Below are 17,782 nucleotides of genomic sequence, written 5' to 3' on the forward strand. Positions count from 1 at the left end.
ATGACTGAATTTTTATTGCAGTGGCCGGTGTTCTTATTGGTTCTCGCCCGAGTGGCTTCATTTTTTACTGTGCTGCCACTATTCTCATATCGTAACGTACCTGTCATCTACCGTGTTGGCCTTTCAATCTTTCTCAGCTGGACGATGATCTACACGATAGATGCGCCGCCAATTGGCGTCGATGGCACTTACGTGGCGTATCTATTACAAGAAATTTTCGTTGGCCTTGCGCTAGGACTCATCGCGTATATCATTATGAGCGCCTTTCAAATTGCTGGGGCATTTATTGATTTTCAAATGGGGTTTGCTGTCGCCAATGTCATTGACCCGCAAACCGGAGCACAAACCCCGCTTGTCGGACAATATTTGTATACCTTTTCGTTGTTGTTTTTATTAAGCGTAGATGCCCATCACATGCTATTGAATGGTATCTTTTACAGCTATCAGCTATTGCCCCTTGGACTTGATGGTCTTTCAATTGCTGACGGGAACGCTGTTCATACCGTCATTGTCGCTTTTACGAAAATGTTTCTCATCGCTCTGCAAATGGCGATTCCTGTAGTTGGGTGCTTGTTTCTTGTTGATGTCGCGCTAGGAATTGTTGCCCGTTCAGTGCCGCAGCTTAACGTATTTGTCGTCGGTCTTCCGTTAAAAATTTTGGTCAGTTTTATCATGCTTATTATTGTCATGCCTGCGTTTTTTATGTTGGCAGATGAAATGTTCAGCTTGGTAACGAAGACAATGCGAGATGTCCTGCTGGCTTTGGAGGGAAATGTATGAAGCGGCAGACAATGATAGAGCTAAATTTACAATACTTTTCGCAAGAGAAAACAGAGAAGGCAACACCGAAAAAACGGGAGGATACGAAAAAAAAGGGGCAAATTGCGAAAAGCGCAGATATAAATACAGCGATCATTCTCCTCTTTATGTTTGTTTTCTTTTCGGTTGGAGGCGGGTATATGAAGGACGCTGCTTTAGGGTTCTTCATCAACACCTTCACACAAGATATGAGTGCATCTTTAACGATTGATAATGTGATGAAGCTTTTTATCGAAATCATGGTCGATGCCGGATTGTTTTTGGCGCCAATCATGGGTGTAGCTGCTGCAGCTGCCATTTTTGCGAATTACATTCAAGTCGGACCAATGTTCTCAGGGGAAGTCATTAAAGCAAAGCTTGATCGCTTAAATCCGCTCCAGGGCTTTAAACGAATATATTCAGTTCGCGCACTTGTTGAATTTATAAAGTCATTGCTGAAAATATCACTGGTCGGTTTTGCTACTTTCTTAGTCATCTGGCTCAATCTTGATGAGTTGCTTGTGCTCTCACAGCAAAGTCTTGAGGTATCGTTGCAATTTTTCGCAGAGACGACGGTTATGATGGGGCTCTCCGCTTCCATACTCCTTATTTTTTTGGCAGGGCTTGATTATTTCTATCAACGCTTTGACCATGAGAAAAATATTCGGATGTCGAAGCAAGACGTGAAGGATGAATACAAAAAATCTGAAGGTGATCCACTCATACGTTCCAAGCGAAAAGAAAAACAAAAACAGATGGCCATGCAGCGAATGATGCAGGAAGTGCCACACGCTGATGTGGTCATAACAAACCCAACCCACTTTGCGGTTGCACTGAAGTATGATGAATCGGTTTCTGAAGCGCCCTATGTCATTGCAAAAGGCCAGGATCATATGGCTTTGCGAATTAAGGAGCTAGCAAAAGAAGCAAATATCGCGCTTGTTGAAAATAAGCCATTAGCAAGAGCGCTTTACGCACAATTGGATGTGCTAGATGCCATCCCAGCGAATCTGTTTCAAGCAGTAGCTGAAGTTCTAGCCTATGTGTACCAATTAAAAAACAATACAAAAACAACTATGAATAAGGAGAGAAGAGGATGATCGTACGTGATTTTTCAGTTCTAACTTTTGTCATTCTAATCATTGTTATGCTCGTCATCCCACTGCCTCCTTTCTTACTTGACTTGCTCATCATTACAAATATCGCCCTCTCGTTAGTGGTCATACTTGTTGCGATGAACATGAAAGAACCGTTGGAGTTTTCGATTTTCCCTGCTTTGCTACTCCTCTTAACTTTGTTTCGATTAGGGTTAAGTGTATCAACGACAAGAGCGATCCTGTCTGATGCAAATGCTGGACACGTCATCGAAGCCTTCGGTGCGTTTGTGGTCGGTGGAAATGCCCTTGTTGGCTTTGTCGTCTTTGTCATTCTCGTTATTATCCAATTTGTTGTTATTGTAAAAGGGGCCGAGCGTGTCTCGGAGGTTGGTGCGCGTTTTACATTGGACGCGATGCCAGGAAAGCAAATGAGTATTGATGCCGATTTGAATGCTGGGATGATCACTGAGACCCAAGCCCGCGAACGAAGAGAGAAAGTAGAAAAAGAAGCCGATTTTTATGGTTCGATGGATGGGGCAAGCAAATTTATTAAAGGGGATGCCATCGCAGCGATTATCATTGTCATTATTAATTTAATTGTTGGTATGGTTGTTGGTATGGTTCAGATGGGCCTTTCCTTTGGTGAATCAGCTCAAACCTTTACATTGCTCACGGTTGGGGATGGGCTCGTCACCCAGATCCCTGCATTGCTCGTTTCGACGGCAACCGGGATTGTTGTGACACGTGCCGCTTCAGACGGCAACTTAAGCCAGGACATTACGAAGCAATTGCTTGCCTTCCCGAAAATGCTGTATGTGGCAGGAGCTACCATTCTTCTCTTAAGCGTACTTGCGCCGATCCCATTTCAAGTCACACTGCCGGTTGCGGCAATCCTGATTGTGGGTGCGTATCTTATCAGCCGTCAGAAAAAAGAGCTTGAAGCAGGAGAAATGGCGGCAGTGACCGATGAGGAGACGAACGAAGACGATCGAACAAGTCCTGAAAGTGTGATGAGCTTGTTGCAAATCGATCCGATTGAATTCGAGTTTGGGTACGGATTGATTCCTCTTGCAGATACCGAGCAAGGTGGCGATCTCCTGGATCGAGTGGTTATGATTCGTAGACAGTTGGCGATTGAGCTAGGCCTTATTGTTCCTGTCGTTCGCATCCGCGACAACATCCAGTTGCAGCCAAATGAATATCGTTTGAAGGTCAAAGGCAATGAGGTTGCTCGTGGGGAGTTGTTGCTCGATCATTATCTAGCGATGAGTCCAGGATATGACGATGAACGAGTAGAAGGTCTCGACACGATCGAACCGGCCTTCCAAATGCCCGCCAAATGGATTTCTGATGGGATGAAAGAAACGGCTGAACTGGCAGGATACACAGTTGTGGACCCTCCTTCTGTTGTGTCTACCCACATGACGGAAGTGATAAAACGACATGCGTATGAGTTGCTGGGTCGTCAGGAAACGAAGCAGCTGATTGAGCATCTTAAAGAAACACATGAGATTCTAGTGGAGGATGTGACGCCAGAGCCGTTATCCGTCGGCTCTGTGCAAAAAGTGCTCGCCAAATTGCTGAAGGAGCAAGTGTCCATTAAAAACCTACCACTTATTTTCGAAGCTCTTGCGGATTATGGCCGCCATACGAGTGACACAGATTTACTTGCGGAATACGCTCGACAGCAGTTGGCCAAGCAAATTACGTTGCAATTTGCAGGTGATGCTCGTCAGCTTCAAGTATTAACGTTGTCAGGAAGTGCAGAGAAAACGATTGCTGAAGCGATAAAGCACACAGAGCAAGGAAGCTACTTGCATCTTAATCCGCAAGACTCGCAATCGTTGATTGAATCGATTTCGTCTGAAGCCAATCGCTTGGCAGAGCAAGACACTTCTCCTGTGATCCTTTGCTCACCAGCCGTTCGAATGTATGTCAAAGATATGATTGAAAAGTATTTACCAACGGTTCCTGTCCTTTCCTATAATGAGCTGGAGCCATCAATTGAAATTCAGAGCGTAGGGATGGTGAGTATGTCATGAAAACCAAAAAGATAGTCGCGGGCAGTATGCCTGAAGCCATGACAAAGGTCCGGCATGAGCTCGGTCAAAATGCTGTGATCTTACACTCGAAAAAGGTTCAAACGGGGGGGTGGCTAGGGTTTTTTAAAAAGCCGCAAATTGAAGTGCTCGCCACAATCGATCCCTACCCTCATGTGTCTGAAAAGCGGACTAAGCCTATAAAAGAAAAACCAACACTAAGGCCAACGAAAGGAATGGAGTTACGTCCTTCAACGGCAAAGAAGCACGCAACAGAAATCACTTGGAGCAACCAAGCTCGTAACCAACTTCCCGATTGGCTTCAATCTGTCGAAAAGCGGCTGGTTCAAAACGGTTTTGCAAGTGATCAAATCGATGGTGTTTGTCAATTCTTACTTAAAAACTGGTACAACCGTGAAAAGCCAGATTCATCTGAACTCATGGATTGGGAGCGGATATACTTCGAGGGGCAGCTTGGAAAAATACCTCATGGCCCTGCGAAATTGCAGCATAAAATCGTCGTCCTCGTCGGTCCAACAGGTGTTGGCAAAACAACAACGCTGGCCAAACTTGCAGCGGATGCAACGGTAAATCAAAAGCAATCGGTTGGTTTTATAACGTTTGATACGTATCGTATTGGAGCCATTGAACAATTGAAAACCTATGGTGAAATACTCGACGCTCCGGTTATGGTGGCTTACTCTCCAGAGGATGTCACACAGGCATTGGAAAAGTTGAAGGACAAAGACAAAGTATTTATTGATACGGCCGGACGAAACTATAGAGAAGAAGGCTTTGTAGAAGAACTTAGCCGAATGCTCCCAGATGAAAAAGAGTGTGTGACGTACCTCGTTTTGTCTTTAACATCGAAGCATGACGACATGGAACAGATTTATCAAAACTTCCGTAAGATTCCGATCAATCGCTTTATTTTTACGAAAAAAGATGAAACGTCTTCGTATGGTGCGATGTTTAATATGGTGGACAAGCATCAGCTTGGTGTTGCGTATGTCACGATGGGTCAGGATGTACCAGAAGATATCGTTTCCTCCTCAACGAAATCGATCACGAATTTGCTTGCTCAAAGCAGGAAACTTTATGGGTGATCAGGCGAGCTCACTAAGACAACTGCTTCAGCAACAACAGCCATCCCAAAAGCAACGAATGGGAGATTCACAGACACCGACATGTAGCATCGCCGTCTTGAGTGGAAAGGGTGGCGTTGGAAAAACAAATGTGTCCGTAAATCTAGGTATCGCACTTACAGAATTGAACTATAGCGTATTGCTTGTGGATATGGACATCGGCATGGGGAACATAGATGCCATGGTAGGGACGTATTCTACGATGTCAATGGCTGATCTGTTGCGTGGGAGTGGCGACGTTAGCACTCTCATTCAACCTTCACTATATGGGATCGACATTATCGCTGGCGGGAGTGCGCTAGCCGAAGAGCTATCTCCAGATGAAGATGTCGTTCAATTGGCACTTGGGGAGTTAGAGGAACGATTTTCAAAGTATGATTTTGTGTTGTTTGACTTAGGTGCCGGAATTTCTAAGGACCGGGTTCCTGTTCTTACAAGTGTTGATCGCATCATTGGTGTGACTGTGCCTGAGCCACCAGCACTAACCGATCTGTACAGCGCTTTAAAGTGGGTTCATCACTATGAACCTATGATTCCAATCCAGCTTATTGTCAACAAAGCGGTTTCCGAAAAAGAGGGATTGGCAGCTGCCGAGCGCATTCAGGCTGTTGCGAAGCGCTTTTTGCAAAAAGAGGTTGAGTTGCTTGGCGTGATTAGAGAGGATCCGGCGGTTGTGTCATCAGTGAAAGCCCAAGTGCCATTTGTGTGTCGTCTCCCAAAGGCAATGGCTAGTCAAGCTGTAAGAGGGATGGCCAGAAAGCTGACATTACAGCCAAGTGCTGAAGAGTATCGACCATCCTTTATTCAACGGCTATCGCAGAGGTGGGGAGGAAAGAAACGTGCGTAATAAAATTCGTGTCCTAATCGTTGATGATTCGGCATTTATGCGAAAACTCATCCGTTCCTTTTTAGAATCACATCCCGATATAGAGATCGTTGATATCGCACGGAATGGAGAGGATGCTGTCGAAAAAGCCAAACGCCATCGGCCAGATGTCATGACGATGGATGTTGAGATGCCGGTAAAAAATGGCCTCGAAGCTGTAAGTGAGATTATGGCGCAAAGTCCATGCGCGATCATAATGCTGTCAAGTGTCACCATTAAAGGGGCTGAATTGACCATTGATGCCATGCAGCGTGGTGCGATTGATTTTGTCCAGAAGCCTTCTGGGGCCATCTCCTTGGATCTTGATTTGGTCAAGGATGAGCTTGTGCAAAAAGTGGTCCAGGCAGCGTCTGCCAACCCGGTGTATAAACAGCCTGTAGTGAAGCAAAAGCCGCCAAAAGTGACGATCAAACAACCAGAGCCAGTTAGGCGGATGCGTACAGGAAGAGCCCAACAACCGGAGTTGATTGTGATTGGATCGTCGACTGGTGGGCCAAGGGCATTAGCGGCTGTGCTGACAAACCTTCCGAAAGATTTTCAGACACCGATTGTCATTGTGCAGCACATGCCCCCAGGATTTACTGGATCGCTTGCGAAAAGGCTACATCAACAATCACGCATTACAGTTAAGGAAGCATCACACGCAGAGCTTTTAAAAAAGGGTCACGCCTACATTGCACCTGGGGGAGTTCACTTGGTCATTGAACGTGTAGGGTCGTCATTGGCCGCTTGTCTAAGCACTGCCCCACCACTTCATCGACATCGACCTTCGGTGGACGTGCTCTGCTTGTCTGTTGCAAAACTAGGCATCGCCTCTACCTCAGTCATATTAACTGGGATGGGCAAGGACGGGACAAAAGGGGTTCGGGCGTTAAAGGAGCAAGGTCGTCACTATTGCATTGCGCAATCAAAACGTACGTCAATCATTCATGGCATGCCAGGATCCATTATTCAGTCAGAGTTACATGATGAAGAAACAGATATTGACAAAGTTGCCGACTCGCTCTGTCAAAAACTTTTACCTGCAGGGGGGATTACCGATGGAAACCAATCAATATCTTGACGTGTTTATTGATGAAAGCAAGGAGCATTTGCAAGGAATCAACGACAGCTTACTGCAGCTTGAGAAAGACCCGACTGATTTGACGCATATAGAGGTCATTTTTCGGGCAGCGCATACCATTAAAGGCATGTCTGCAACAATGGGGTATGATGACCTTGCCAATTTAACGCATCAAATGGAAAACGTACTAGACCAAATTCGAAATAAAGTCCTTCACGTCACACAGCAAGTCCTTGATGTATTGTTTACTTCTGTGGATTTAATGGAGGCGATGGTGGATGATATTTCTTCTGGTGGCAATGGGAAAAAAGATGTCTCGGCCGCCGTTGCCGAACTGACAGACATTGAACTAGGCAAAACCTCCACAAAGGGCCAAAGCGTTCGGAAAGCAGAAAACGCTTCTGCGAACATTCAAGATTCGTATAGCGAGCTCGCCCTTGATTCGTTTACGCAAACAGTCATTGATCAATCTTTTGAGCAAGGGTTTGACGCGTACCATATCATTGTTTACTTGTCGCCACATTGTTTATTGAAAGCGGCTCGGGCATTTATGGTGTTTGAATTGATGGAGAAAAAAGGCGACATTGTCTACTCCGCACCGAATGTCGAAAATATTGAAAAAGAAGACTTTGATGATCATTTCCAACTTGTTTTGATTACGAAAGATAGCAAAGCAGAAATTGAGGCGGTTATTCTTAAAGTGTCAGAAATTGCTGGGGTTGACCTGGCGCCAATGCAACGCACTATGGATGCCTCTGAAGAGGAGGATGTAAAAGGCGCTGAGTCGGTTGTCGAGATGCCTCCTGAGGATGTACATAAGCAGGTAGTGTCGAGCAAGGAAGCCAGTGTTGATACACCAAAAGCAGCATCAAAAACAATTCGTGTGAACATCGCCAAGCTTGATCACTTAATGAATTTATTTGAAGAGCTTGTTGTCGGTCGTGGTCGACTAGAGCAGATATCAAAGGAACTTGGAAATGATGATTTAAATGACTCCGTCGAACGGATGGTAAGAACGTCGCAGGACTTACAAAGTATGATTTTAACGATGCGCATGGTTCCAGTGGATCAAGTGTTCAATCGTTTCCCAAGAATGGTGCGTCAGCTGGCAAAAGATTTGGGCAAACAGGTTCAGCTGGACATTGTTGGTGCTGAAACGGAGCTTGACCGCACAGTCATTGATGAAATTGGCGACCCACTCGTGCATTTGATTAGGAATGCTCTGGATCACGGGATTGAAACGCCAGAAGTACGCGTTCAACGTGGAAAAACGCCAGTGGGTCACCTCACACTATCCGCATACCATAGTGGCAATCACGTGTTTATTGACATTAAAGAGGATGGCGCGGGGATCGCGAAAGAAAAGGTGCTTGCAAAGGCGATTGAACGTGGTCTCGTCACATCTGATCAAGCGGATCAACTAGAAGAGCAACAGGTCTTTGAATTAACGATGGCTCCTGGGTTTTCTACCGCCGAAAAAATATCTGATGTGTCAGGTAGAGGTGTCGGTCTGGATGTCGTAAAAAACACTATAGAGTCACTTGGGGGCCATATTTCGATCACGTCGGAGTTAAACAAAGGCACCACCTTTTCAGTCCAACTGCCCCTTACGCTTTCAATCATCTCTGTCATGCTAACAAAAATTGCTGATGAAACATACGCTATCCCGCTTTCATCAATCGTAGAAACAGCAATCATTCGAAGAGACCAAGTGATGCGTGCCCATCAGCAGGAGGTCATCGATTTCCGTGGGAAGGTCGTTCCACTCGTCTTTCTTGGCCGTGTGTTTAACGTTGAAGGCATGGATGAACAAGGATCGCATCTTTCCGTTCTTATCGTTCGGAAAGGGGATAAAATGGCGGGCATTGTTGTGGATGAGCTCATTGGCCAGCAGGAAGTTGTCTTAAAATCGTTAGGAAACTATTTAACGTCCATCTTTGCCATTTCTGGCGCGACGATTCTTGGCGACGGAAAAGTGTCACTTATTGTTGATTGCAATTCGCTTATTAAATCCTAAAGGGGGCCATTACCATGACAGAAAATGTACAAACACAAGAGATGAAGGTTATTGTATTTCAATTAGAGGATGAGTCTTACGGAGTTCCTGTCAATCAAGTCAAATCCATTGAGCGTATGCAAGCTATTACGCGCGTCCCTAAAGCACCGACATTTGTCAAAGGTGTCATTAATATGAGGGGGGTCATTACGCCTATTATTGCGCTAAGGAGCCGCTTTGATCTCGAAGAAGTCCCTCACACAGATAAAACAAGAATGATTATTGTATCGGTCGGTCAGATGGAAGTAGGGTTAATTGTGGACGCCGCCAATGATGTTATTGATATTCCTTTACAAGCCATTGAACCGCCACCATCTGTTGTAGGTGTTGTGGAGAGGGATTATTTAAATGGTGTCGCGAAGCTCGAAGATCGACTCTTAATCCTTTTGAATCTAGACAAGGTTCTCAACGAAAGCGAAGTGAATTCGTTAAAAAAGCTGGACGAATAATATGACGCACAGTCAGTTGCTGAACGACGCTGAATTGGATGTGTTAAAAGAAATCGGCAGTATTGGAGCAGGTCACGCTGCGGGCGCATTGTCCGAACTGATCGGCCGCCCTGTGATGCTCCAAGTTCCTTCTGTTCACTTGTTAGGCTTTGATGATGCCTTAGAGCGACTTGGTGGAGCCGATTCGCCGACAATTGCTTCTGTTTTTCGGGTATCTGGCGAGGCAGAAGGGTGGATGTTTGTTCTATTTTCTCCAGAAACAGCACATGCTCTGTTGACCTTGCTCTTGGGAGAAAGGTCGAAAGAAAGCTTCAAAAGCCTCGAATTTTCAGCAGTTGGCGAAGTTGGCAACATCGTGTTAGGAGCCTATCTCACCGCGATTTACAACCTGACGAAGCTCACACTTTCTCCGTCTGTGCCGAATGTGGTGTTTGATATGGTTGGTGCGGTTCTGTCAGCTGGTTTGGCAGAAGCGTCCGCTTATGGCGATGAGGTATTGTTTATTGATTCAGCCTTTAAGGACATTGGTCCTGGGGCCGTGCAATTTTTATTCATGCCTCATTTAACGACCTATCAAACGTTTTTGGATGCGTTAGGAGCGGCTGCAAAATGATTCAAACGAAACCAATTGCGCATCGTGTAGGCATCGCTGAGGTCGTCTTTTCTGCTGGAGAAGAGCAATTGAAAGCGACTGGACTAGGGTCCTGTGTTGCTGTGGTCCTGTTTGATGAAAGTGTATCAGTCGCAGGGATGGGACATGTCATGCTGCCATCATCAAGCATTGATCAATCTAAAGTGCCTGCGAAACCAGGGAAATTTGCCGATACAGCTGTTCCTTATCTATGCAAAAAACTACAGCAGCAAGGAGCCAAGCATCTGAAGGCGAAAATTGCTGGAGGTGCTCAAATGTTTCAATTCTCAAACAGCAATGGACAGTTAAACATTGGGCCACGGAATGTAGAAGCCATTAAAGAACAGCTTAAACACTGCAACATTCCATTATTAAATGAGCATGTCGGTGGTCATCAAGGAAGAACCGTTGTTTTCACACCGAAAAACAGCGTCTTTACGATAAAACTATTCCAAAAGGGGACGTTTGACATATGAGCAGTCTGGCGATGAGGAGGGATTATATGACGTTCGCCCGTACGAATGAACCAGAAGCCGCGTGGCGGTGCTGGGCTGATAGCCGTGATCCCGAAGCAGGCAATGATTTAATTGCCTATTACTATCCGTTAGTAGCCTACCATGTTCAGCGTATTGCCTCAGGACTTCCTAAAAATATTCAGCGTGACGAGTTAAGCAGCTATGGGTTACTTGGGCTATATGATGCGCTTGAAAAATTTGATATCGATAGAGACCTTAAATTTGATACGTATGCGAGTTTTCGCATTCGTGGTGCTATTATGGATGGCTTGCGAAAAGAAGATTGGATGCCTCGCAGTTTAAGAGAAAAGTGTAAAAAAATCGATGCGGCGGTTGACGTTCTTGAGCAACGCCTCATGCGACGCCCTACGGCCGAAGAGATTGCGGAACATACCGGCTATCAGGCCGCGGATGTATACGAAGCGCTTTCTGAAGGATTTTTCGCAAATATCCTATCGATGGACGAAGGCTATTCAGATCGTGGTGAAAAAGAAGACAAGGCTACAGTGAATATTAAGGACGAGCGAGCTCGGACTCCAGAAGAACAAATGGAGCATGAAGAAACACTGAATGAAATGACCACGCTCTTGCATGAGTTAAACGAAAAAGAACAGCTTGTCATCAGTCTTTTTTATAAGGAAGAGCTGACGTTAACTGAGATTGGGCGCATGCTGTCGTTATCGACGTCGCGGGTGTCGCAAATACATTCCAAGGCATTATTTAAAATGAAGCATCTTATTCAAGGTGAAGAGATCGCGAAACGCTCTACCAATTCGAGGTGAACCAATGTACGTTCTTGTCATAGCAAGCATTTTACTAAACATTATTGTGCTTTTATGTATTGTTATTCTGTACACGAAGCTAAAGGCAGTAGAGAATCAGGGCACCCCAGCCTTTGGCAAAGAGTTGCTTGCGTATATGGATGACACGCATGAAGATAACGAAAAACTTTTACAGGCAATTGAAAAGCTATCTAAGCGGCAGGAAAAGGGGGTCAATGGGTCTTCTGAACCAAGCACTCCACCCGTCCCGCAAATAAGTAAGGATTCTGCTCCAAAAGCAATCCCACAGGTAGGGGCAACATTTGGACAGTATTTGCACAGAGCGACGGAGACTTACAGCCCACCTCTGGAAACCGATGAGGCTGTCTATTCACCACCGCCTTTAAAAGAAGAGCAATTGTACACCACCTCCAATGAAGCGAAAATCCTCCAGCTTGCAGAAAAAGGCTGGACGGTGGAAGACATTGCGAGGAAACTGAACAAAGGAAAGACCGAAGTTCAGCTGACAATTAAAATGAACCATAAAAAGGACGTATGAGCAGGAGAAAAGTCCTCAGTGGTCCTAGGCGCAGTGACGAGAGACCTCGGCTGCGTTTTTTGGCGTTTATCCAACTGAAAAACGGGATGTCGCAGATTATGCCCTTCAATGTAAAAGTGAGAGTATAGCTGCTTGTCTATGATCAAATTTAGTAACTAAGCAGACCTCTACGCTCTAAAAAACTAGATGAGTCCCTTTTAATTCATGTCACATCATAAAAATGAGTGCATTAAAACCTGTCCACTAGCGAGATTCCAGCGGCAAAGAAAACACGACGAAGTCTTCTCAAGTCGATGTTGCGCTTATGCCACGGCCGCTTCGTCAAAATACTCCGCTTTCCGCGGGCACGGCTTCAGCTTCCTCGGAAAGCAAAAGCGGCTTTCCTGCGGGATCTTCAGCTCGCGCTGTTCCCGCAGGAGTCTACGTATTTTGACTCCGCTGATGATTGTTCTGTGTAAATTTATTTTATTTGTCCGGTTCTCGTATACCAGAGAAATGGAAAAGGAAGTTGAAGCTTGTTGCTTTAGCAAACAAGAGAAGTAAGTTCATCGTTTCATGCAGATCATATCACCTGGTGCACGAAGATCACCGGCTTCGCAGGATTGATGCAGTGGTAGATGTTGCTGACCATGCAAATTCTGTTCGATCTGTTGGATGAGAGAGTCAGGAAGCTCAAGTGAATTTTGCGTATAAATGGAACAAATTAATTTGAGTTAAGCGATACGTTCAAAAAGCGAATAAAGCCTAGACCGATCATGGAACACAAGAATGGACTGCATACAACTAAGTACATGGGGCATTTCCGAAACATGCATACTTTACTGCGATAGAAGTAAACACCAAACGTATGATAAAGCTAATTGAGAAGACAGCAGTCCACCCTAGAATGAGGATAGACTGCTGTCTTCTGCAAAATCAACTTTCGCTGCGCAAAAACCATCTTCAATGCTAAAAGTGCTAAAGTGGTGGCAATATCCTTGTTTAGTAAAGGAAGATACCAACGTCCATTACCGTACACTTCCAAAAGAAAACAAGCTTCATTTTATAGCAAAGCATGAAATTAGCTGGGTTGGGTAAATTCCATAACAAATTTTATGTGAGCAATACCTTAGCTTGTAAAAAGAGTCAATAAATCAAAAGCAGCCACTAGCGAGACTCCAGCGGGAAAAGCGAGCTAAGCGAGACCCCACAGAGCGCGCAAGCGATCGAGGAGGCTCGCAGTTCGCCCGCGGAAAGCGAGCGTATGGCAGCTTGTATAAAAAGCAACCCCAACAATAAATTGCAGGGTTTACCCATTTATATCTAGGCACGTCTGCCAGATGTCAGGTGCGAAAGTTGAGTTGATAAGAAGAAAAACATCGAAACACGTGGGAAAAGCTTGATTGTGAAGGTGGATTATGGTATATTATCTCACGGTGTGACTACACACGCCTGCCGATAAATACGAGTGTGCCTTTAGAGGTCTCGTCATTTACTTGACGCAGTGCGGAGGTAAAACAAAGGAGGAAACACACATGTCAGTTATTTCAATGAAACAGCTTTTAGAAGCTGGGGTTCATTTCGGTCATCAAACTCGTCGATGGAACCCAAAAATGAAGCGTTACATCTTTACACAGCGTAATGGTATTTACATCATTGACCTGCAAAAAACGGTCAAGAAAGTAGAAGAAGCGTATCGTTTTGTACGTGATATCTCTGCTGATGGCGGAACAGTCTTGTTTGTTGGAACGAAAAAGCAAGCACAAGACTCGGTTCGTGAAGAAGCAACTCGTGCAGGTATGCACTTTGTGAACCAACGTTGGTTAGGTGGTACGTTAACCAACTTTGAAACGATCCAAAAACGTATTACACGCCTGAAAAAAATCCGCAAAATGGAGGAAGACGGCACGTTTGACGTCCTTCCGAAAAAAGAGGTTGTTCAACTTCGTAAAGAACATGAACGCCTTGAAAAATTCCTAGGCGGTATTCAAGACATGAAGGGTCTTCCAGATGCATTGTTCATCATTGACCCTCGTAAAGAGCGCATCGCTGTTGCGGAAGCGCGTAAACTTAACATTCCAATTGTAGCTATTGTTGATACAAACTGTGATCCAGATGAAATTGATGTCATTATCCCTGGGAACGATGACGCAATCCGTGCGGTTCGCTTGTTATGTGCAAAAATGGCAGATGCCGTTCTTGAGTCAAAACAAGGCGAAGAAACACCTGCATAAGTCTGATACAAAAAGAGAGGTGGTAAGGGGGAATAGCCTTTTGCCACCTTTTTTTACAAGCCGAAGTGAGGCTTGATATAAACGAGCACTGACGCAATAAGAAAAAGCCGTTTTAAAGCGGTATACGATGATCTAGCAAAGGAGAATATTCTATGGCTGTAACAGCACAAATGGTAAAAGAACTGCGCGCAAAAACAGGTGCAGGAATGATGGACTGCAAAAAAGCATTAACCGAAACTGGCGGAAACATGGATAAAGCAATTGATTATCTTCGTGAAAAAGGTATCGCAAAAGCAGCGAAAAAAGCTGACCGTGTTGCGGCTGAAGGACTTACGTATATCGAAACAGAAGGCAACAATGCCGTTATCGTTGAAGTAAACTCTGAAACTGATTTTGTTGCTAAAAATGATGGTTTCAAGCAAATGATTGCAACGCTTGCTAAACATCTCTTGGCTGAGAAGCCTGGAAGTGTTGAAGAGGCACTAAAAACAACCATTTCTTCTGAAGGTACGACAGTCCAAGAATTTATCAATTCAAACATTGCAAAGATTGGTGAAAACCTCTCATTGCGTCGTTTTACTGTGTTAACGAAAGAAGACAGCGATGTATTTGGCGGCTATTTGCATATGGGTGGACGCATCGGCGTACTGTCCGTTGTTAAAAACACTGCTGATGAGCAGGTAGCAAGGGACGTTGCCATGCACGCGGCTGCGATAAACCCACGTTACGTAAAAAGAGATGAAGTTCCACAAGCAGAAGTTGCGCAAGAGGAAGAAGTCCTTAAGCAACAAGCTCTTAATGAAGGAAAACCTGAAAATATCGTTGAAAAAATGGTGCAAGGCCGTTTGAACAAGTTTTTCGAAGACATCTGTCTTGTAGACCAAGGGTTTATCAAAGACCCAGATACAAAAGTAGGAAAATACTTAGCTTCTAAAGGCGCTGAAGTTGATTCCTTCGTGCGTTATGAAGTCGGCGAAGGTATTGAAAAGCGTGAAGACAACTTCGCTGAAGAAGTGATGAACCAAGTGAATAAGTAAGTTCGTGTGACAGACGGAGAACCCGTCTGCAAAGGAAGAGTTGGGAACACATTGTGTTCCCCTTTTTCACACTTAGAAGCAAAGTCAGATTGAGATTCTTAGATAAGAAATAGAATATGCCTTGATGGAGGTCCGTATGAACAACGCGAAATATGAACGAATTGTATTAAAACTTAGTGGGGAAGCACTTGCTGGTGATCAAGGCTTTGGCATCGACCCGAAAATTGTGCAGTCCATCAGCTTGCAAGTCAAGGAAGTTGTCGAACTTGGTGTCGAAGTCGCTGTCGTTGTTGGCGCTGGCAATATATGGAGAGGAAAAGTCGGTGGTGAAATGGGTATGGACAGAGCCACCGCAGATTACATGGGTATGCTTGCGACCGTCATGAACTCTCTTGCGCTTCAAGACAGCCTAGAAAATATTGGGATTCAGACGCGTGTTCAGACGTCCATCGAAATGAGACAGGTAGCAGAACCGTATATTCGCCGCAAAGCGATTCGTCATCTTGAGAAAAAAAGAGTCGTTATTTTTGCAGCAGGCACTGGAAATCCGTACTTTACGACGGATACGACAGCAGCTTTGCGTGCAGCAGAAATTGAAGCTGACGTGATTTTAATGGCGAAAAACAAAGTGGATGGCGTCTATTCTGCAGATCCATCAATTGATGCGAACGCCAAGAAATACAATGAGCTTTCCTATTTGGACCTCTTAAAAGGTGGATTAGGGGTCATGGACTCCACCGCTTCATCGCTATGCATGGACAATAACATTCCACTGTTAGTTTTTTCGATTATGGAAGAAGGAAATATTAAACGGGCGGTGCTTGGAGAAAATATTGGCACTGTTGTAAGGGGGAAATAATGATGGCAAAGCAAATCATTGCAAACACGAAGGATCGGATGGACAAAACAGAGCAGGCCTTGCGTAAGGAGCTTGCAACCGTTCGTGCAGGTCGTGCTACACCTAGTTTACTTGATAAGGTACAAGTGGAATACTATGGCGCATTGACTCCATTGAACCAGTTGGCGACCATTTCTGCTCCTGAAGCACGCTTGCTCGTCATTCAACCTTTTGACAAATCGAGCATTACAGATGTTGAAAAAGCGATTCAAAAAGCTGATTTAGGTTTATCGCCAACGAATGACGGTCAGGTCGTACGTATCGGGATTCCTGCATTAACGGAAGAGCGCCGTTTAGAGCTTGTCAAAGTCGTAAAAAAATATGGCGAAGATGCGAAAGTATCTGTGCGTAATATTAGAAGAGATGGCAATGATGAATTGAAGAAGATCGAAAAAAATGGTGATATTACTGAAGACGAGCTTCGAGGTTATAATGAAGATATTCAGAAGCTAACCGATGATTCGACGAAAAACATTGATGACACCATTAAACAAAAAGAAAAAGAAATGCTAGAAGTGTAACCACAAAGCTTTAGGAAAAGGAAAGGTCGTTTATGGCTGCAACGATACCTTACAAGGCGGATTCATTGATCGGCTAAACACCTTTTAAAACACGTTTTATCACGATCGTTACACACGCGTGTCTAAGCATCAGCCAGGGGGGTATGCAAAACCAGCCACGCGGCCAGGTTGCACACCTCCTTTTTATATGTGTAAAATAGGTGATAGTGATATAGTTGAAAGCCAGCCTTGCCTAAAGTAAAGACCCGTGCCTGGGGAGAGGGGATTTCGATAGAGACACCACCCGTCATAGTGATCGAAATCAGTCAAAGTGGGGGATCCATATGCTAGAAAAACTCTCTAATTGGAGAAGCAATAAAGGGAATCAAAAGCAAGACCAAGAGTGGACGGTCGAGGAAGTGGATCCTCAAAAGCTGCCAAAACATGTCGCCATTATTATGGATGGCAACGGTCGATGGGCAAAAAAAAGAGGACTCCCGAGAATTGCAGGGCATCATGAGGGGATGAAGGCCATTCGCCGTATTGTTCGGCTCGCAAGTAGACTTGGGATCGAAACACTCACGCTTTACGCTTTTTCAACGGAAAATTGGAAACGCCCAAAAACGGAAGTGGATTATTTGTTAGGTCTTCCTGAGGAATTTCTCGGAACCTTCCTGCCCGAACTTATTTCCGAAAATGTTCAGGTGAAGATTATTGGGAAGAAAGATCAACTCCCAGGCGCTACCGTAAGGGCAGTAGAGCGAATGGTTGGTGAGACGACTTACAATAATGGGCTCACTTTAAATTTTGCGCTGAATTATGGAAGTCGACAGGAAATCGTCGAAGCTTTCCGTGACATGACTGAAGACATTCAGGACAAGAAAATTTCCGCCAACGATATTTCCGAGGACCTGATCTCTTCTTATATGGCAACGAAAGCACTTAGAGATCCTGATCTACTTATTCGAACCAGCGGAGAATTGCGTTTAAGCAATTTTATGCTATGGCAAATTGCGTATACAGAGCTCTGGTTTACAGATGTCTTCTGGCCAGATTTTAAAGACCGCAATCTATTAGAAGCCATAATTCAATATCAAAGAAGAGGTCGCAGGTACGGAGGCGTTTGATAAGGATG

17 protein-coding genes are annotated in these 17,782 nt (G+C 44.7%); all 17 read left to right on the forward strand.

Translation table 11 applies throughout. The features are described from left to right. The 17 genes from fliR to EV213_RS09815 all read left to right on the forward strand — a co-directional run bounded on the left by fliR (position 1) and on the right by EV213_RS09815 (position 17,774). Entirely contained in the window at positions 1-780 is a 780-nt protein-coding gene (gene fliR, locus EV213_RS09735) for a flagellar biosynthetic protein FliR (protein WP_133580341.1), read from the forward strand. Next, positions 777-1,898: a flagellar biosynthesis protein FlhB gene (flhB, locus tag EV213_RS09740; protein ID WP_133580342.1), complete on the forward strand. Its 1,122-nt coding sequence runs from the start codon at positions 777-779 to the stop codon at positions 1,896-1,898. Before fliR ends, flhB begins: the two co-directional genes overlap by 4 nt. After that, a complete protein-coding gene (gene flhA / locus EV213_RS09745; protein WP_133580343.1) occupies positions 1,895-3,937 on the forward strand; it encodes a flagellar biosynthesis protein FlhA in 2,043 nt (680 codons plus the stop codon). The genes flhB and flhA overlap by 4 nt, the downstream gene beginning before the upstream one ends. Then, complete coding sequence (locus tag EV213_RS09750; protein WP_133580344.1) at positions 3,934-5,040, forward strand: flagellar biosynthesis protein FlhF; 1,107 nt, start codon at positions 3,934-3,936, stop codon at positions 5,038-5,040. The genes flhA and EV213_RS09750 overlap by 4 nt, the downstream gene beginning before the upstream one ends. Next, positions 5,033-5,926: a nucleotide-binding protein gene (locus EV213_RS09755; protein ID WP_166639245.1), complete on the forward strand. Its 894-nt coding sequence runs from the start codon at positions 5,033-5,035 to the stop codon at positions 5,924-5,926. Before EV213_RS09750 ends, EV213_RS09755 begins: the two co-directional genes overlap by 8 nt. Next, positions 5,919-7,028, forward strand: coding sequence for a protein-glutamate methylesterase/protein-glutamine glutaminase (locus EV213_RS09760; RefSeq protein ID WP_133580346.1), 1,110 nt, complete (start codon positions 5,919-5,921; stop codon positions 7,026-7,028). The genes EV213_RS09755 and EV213_RS09760 overlap by 8 nt, the downstream gene beginning before the upstream one ends. Further along, on the forward strand, positions 7,006-9,045 hold the full coding sequence (locus EV213_RS09765) for a chemotaxis protein CheA (RefSeq protein WP_133580347.1): 2,040 nt from the start codon (positions 7,006-7,008) through the stop codon (positions 9,043-9,045). The genes EV213_RS09760 and EV213_RS09765 overlap by 23 nt, the downstream gene beginning before the upstream one ends. Positions 9,046-9,059: 14 nt before the next feature. After that, entirely contained in the window at positions 9,060-9,533 is a 474-nt protein-coding gene (locus tag EV213_RS09770; RefSeq protein WP_133580348.1) for a chemotaxis protein CheW, read from the forward strand. A gap of 1 nt (position 9,534) precedes the next feature. Then, positions 9,535-10,146, forward strand: coding sequence for a chemotaxis protein CheC (locus EV213_RS09775; RefSeq protein WP_133580349.1), 612 nt, complete (start codon positions 9,535-9,537; stop codon positions 10,144-10,146). Then, positions 10,143-10,640, forward strand: a complete 498-nt coding sequence (locus tag EV213_RS09780; RefSeq protein ID WP_133580350.1) for a chemotaxis protein CheD — start codon at positions 10,143-10,145, stop codon at positions 10,638-10,640. The genes EV213_RS09775 and EV213_RS09780 overlap by 4 nt, the downstream gene beginning before the upstream one ends. Before the next feature lie 26 nt (positions 10,641-10,666). Next, positions 10,667-11,461, forward strand: coding sequence for a FliA/WhiG family RNA polymerase sigma factor (locus tag EV213_RS09785; protein ID WP_133580351.1), 795 nt, complete (start codon positions 10,667-10,669; stop codon positions 11,459-11,461). A 4-nt stretch (positions 11,462-11,465) separates the two neighbouring features. Further along, complete coding sequence (locus EV213_RS09790) at positions 11,466-11,999, forward strand: DUF6115 domain-containing protein (protein ID WP_133580352.1); 534 nt, start codon at positions 11,466-11,468, stop codon at positions 11,997-11,999. A gap of 1,514 nt (positions 12,000-13,513) precedes the next feature. Next, entirely contained in the window at positions 13,514-14,212 is a 699-nt protein-coding gene (rpsB, locus tag EV213_RS09795) for a 30S ribosomal protein S2 (RefSeq protein ID WP_133580353.1), read from the forward strand. 152 nt (positions 14,213-14,364) lie between these two features. After that, the gene (gene tsf, locus EV213_RS09800; RefSeq protein WP_133580354.1) at positions 14,365-15,249 is read left to right on the forward strand and encodes a translation elongation factor Ts; all 885 of its coding nucleotides are present in this window, start codon (positions 14,365-14,367) and stop codon (positions 15,247-15,249) included. Positions 15,250-15,385: 136 nt separating this feature from the next. Then, positions 15,386-16,108: a UMP kinase gene (gene pyrH, locus EV213_RS09805; protein WP_133580355.1), complete on the forward strand. Its 723-nt coding sequence runs from the start codon at positions 15,386-15,388 to the stop codon at positions 16,106-16,108. A 2-nt stretch (positions 16,109-16,110) separates the two neighbouring features. Then, positions 16,111-16,668 carry a ribosome recycling factor gene (gene frr / locus EV213_RS09810; RefSeq protein WP_133580356.1) on the forward strand — a complete coding sequence of 186 codons (558 nt, stop codon included), beginning with the start codon at positions 16,111-16,113 and terminating at the stop codon, positions 16,666-16,668. Between the two features lie 323 nt (positions 16,669-16,991). Further along, positions 16,992-17,774: an isoprenyl transferase gene (locus EV213_RS09815; protein ID WP_133580357.1), complete on the forward strand. Its 783-nt coding sequence runs from the start codon at positions 16,992-16,994 to the stop codon at positions 17,772-17,774. Positions 17,775-17,782 lie beyond the last annotated feature (8 nt).

The organism is Aureibacillus halotolerans (genome assembly GCF_004363045.1).
GTDB lineage: Bacteria > Bacillota > Bacilli > Bacillales > DSM-28697 > Aureibacillus > Aureibacillus halotolerans.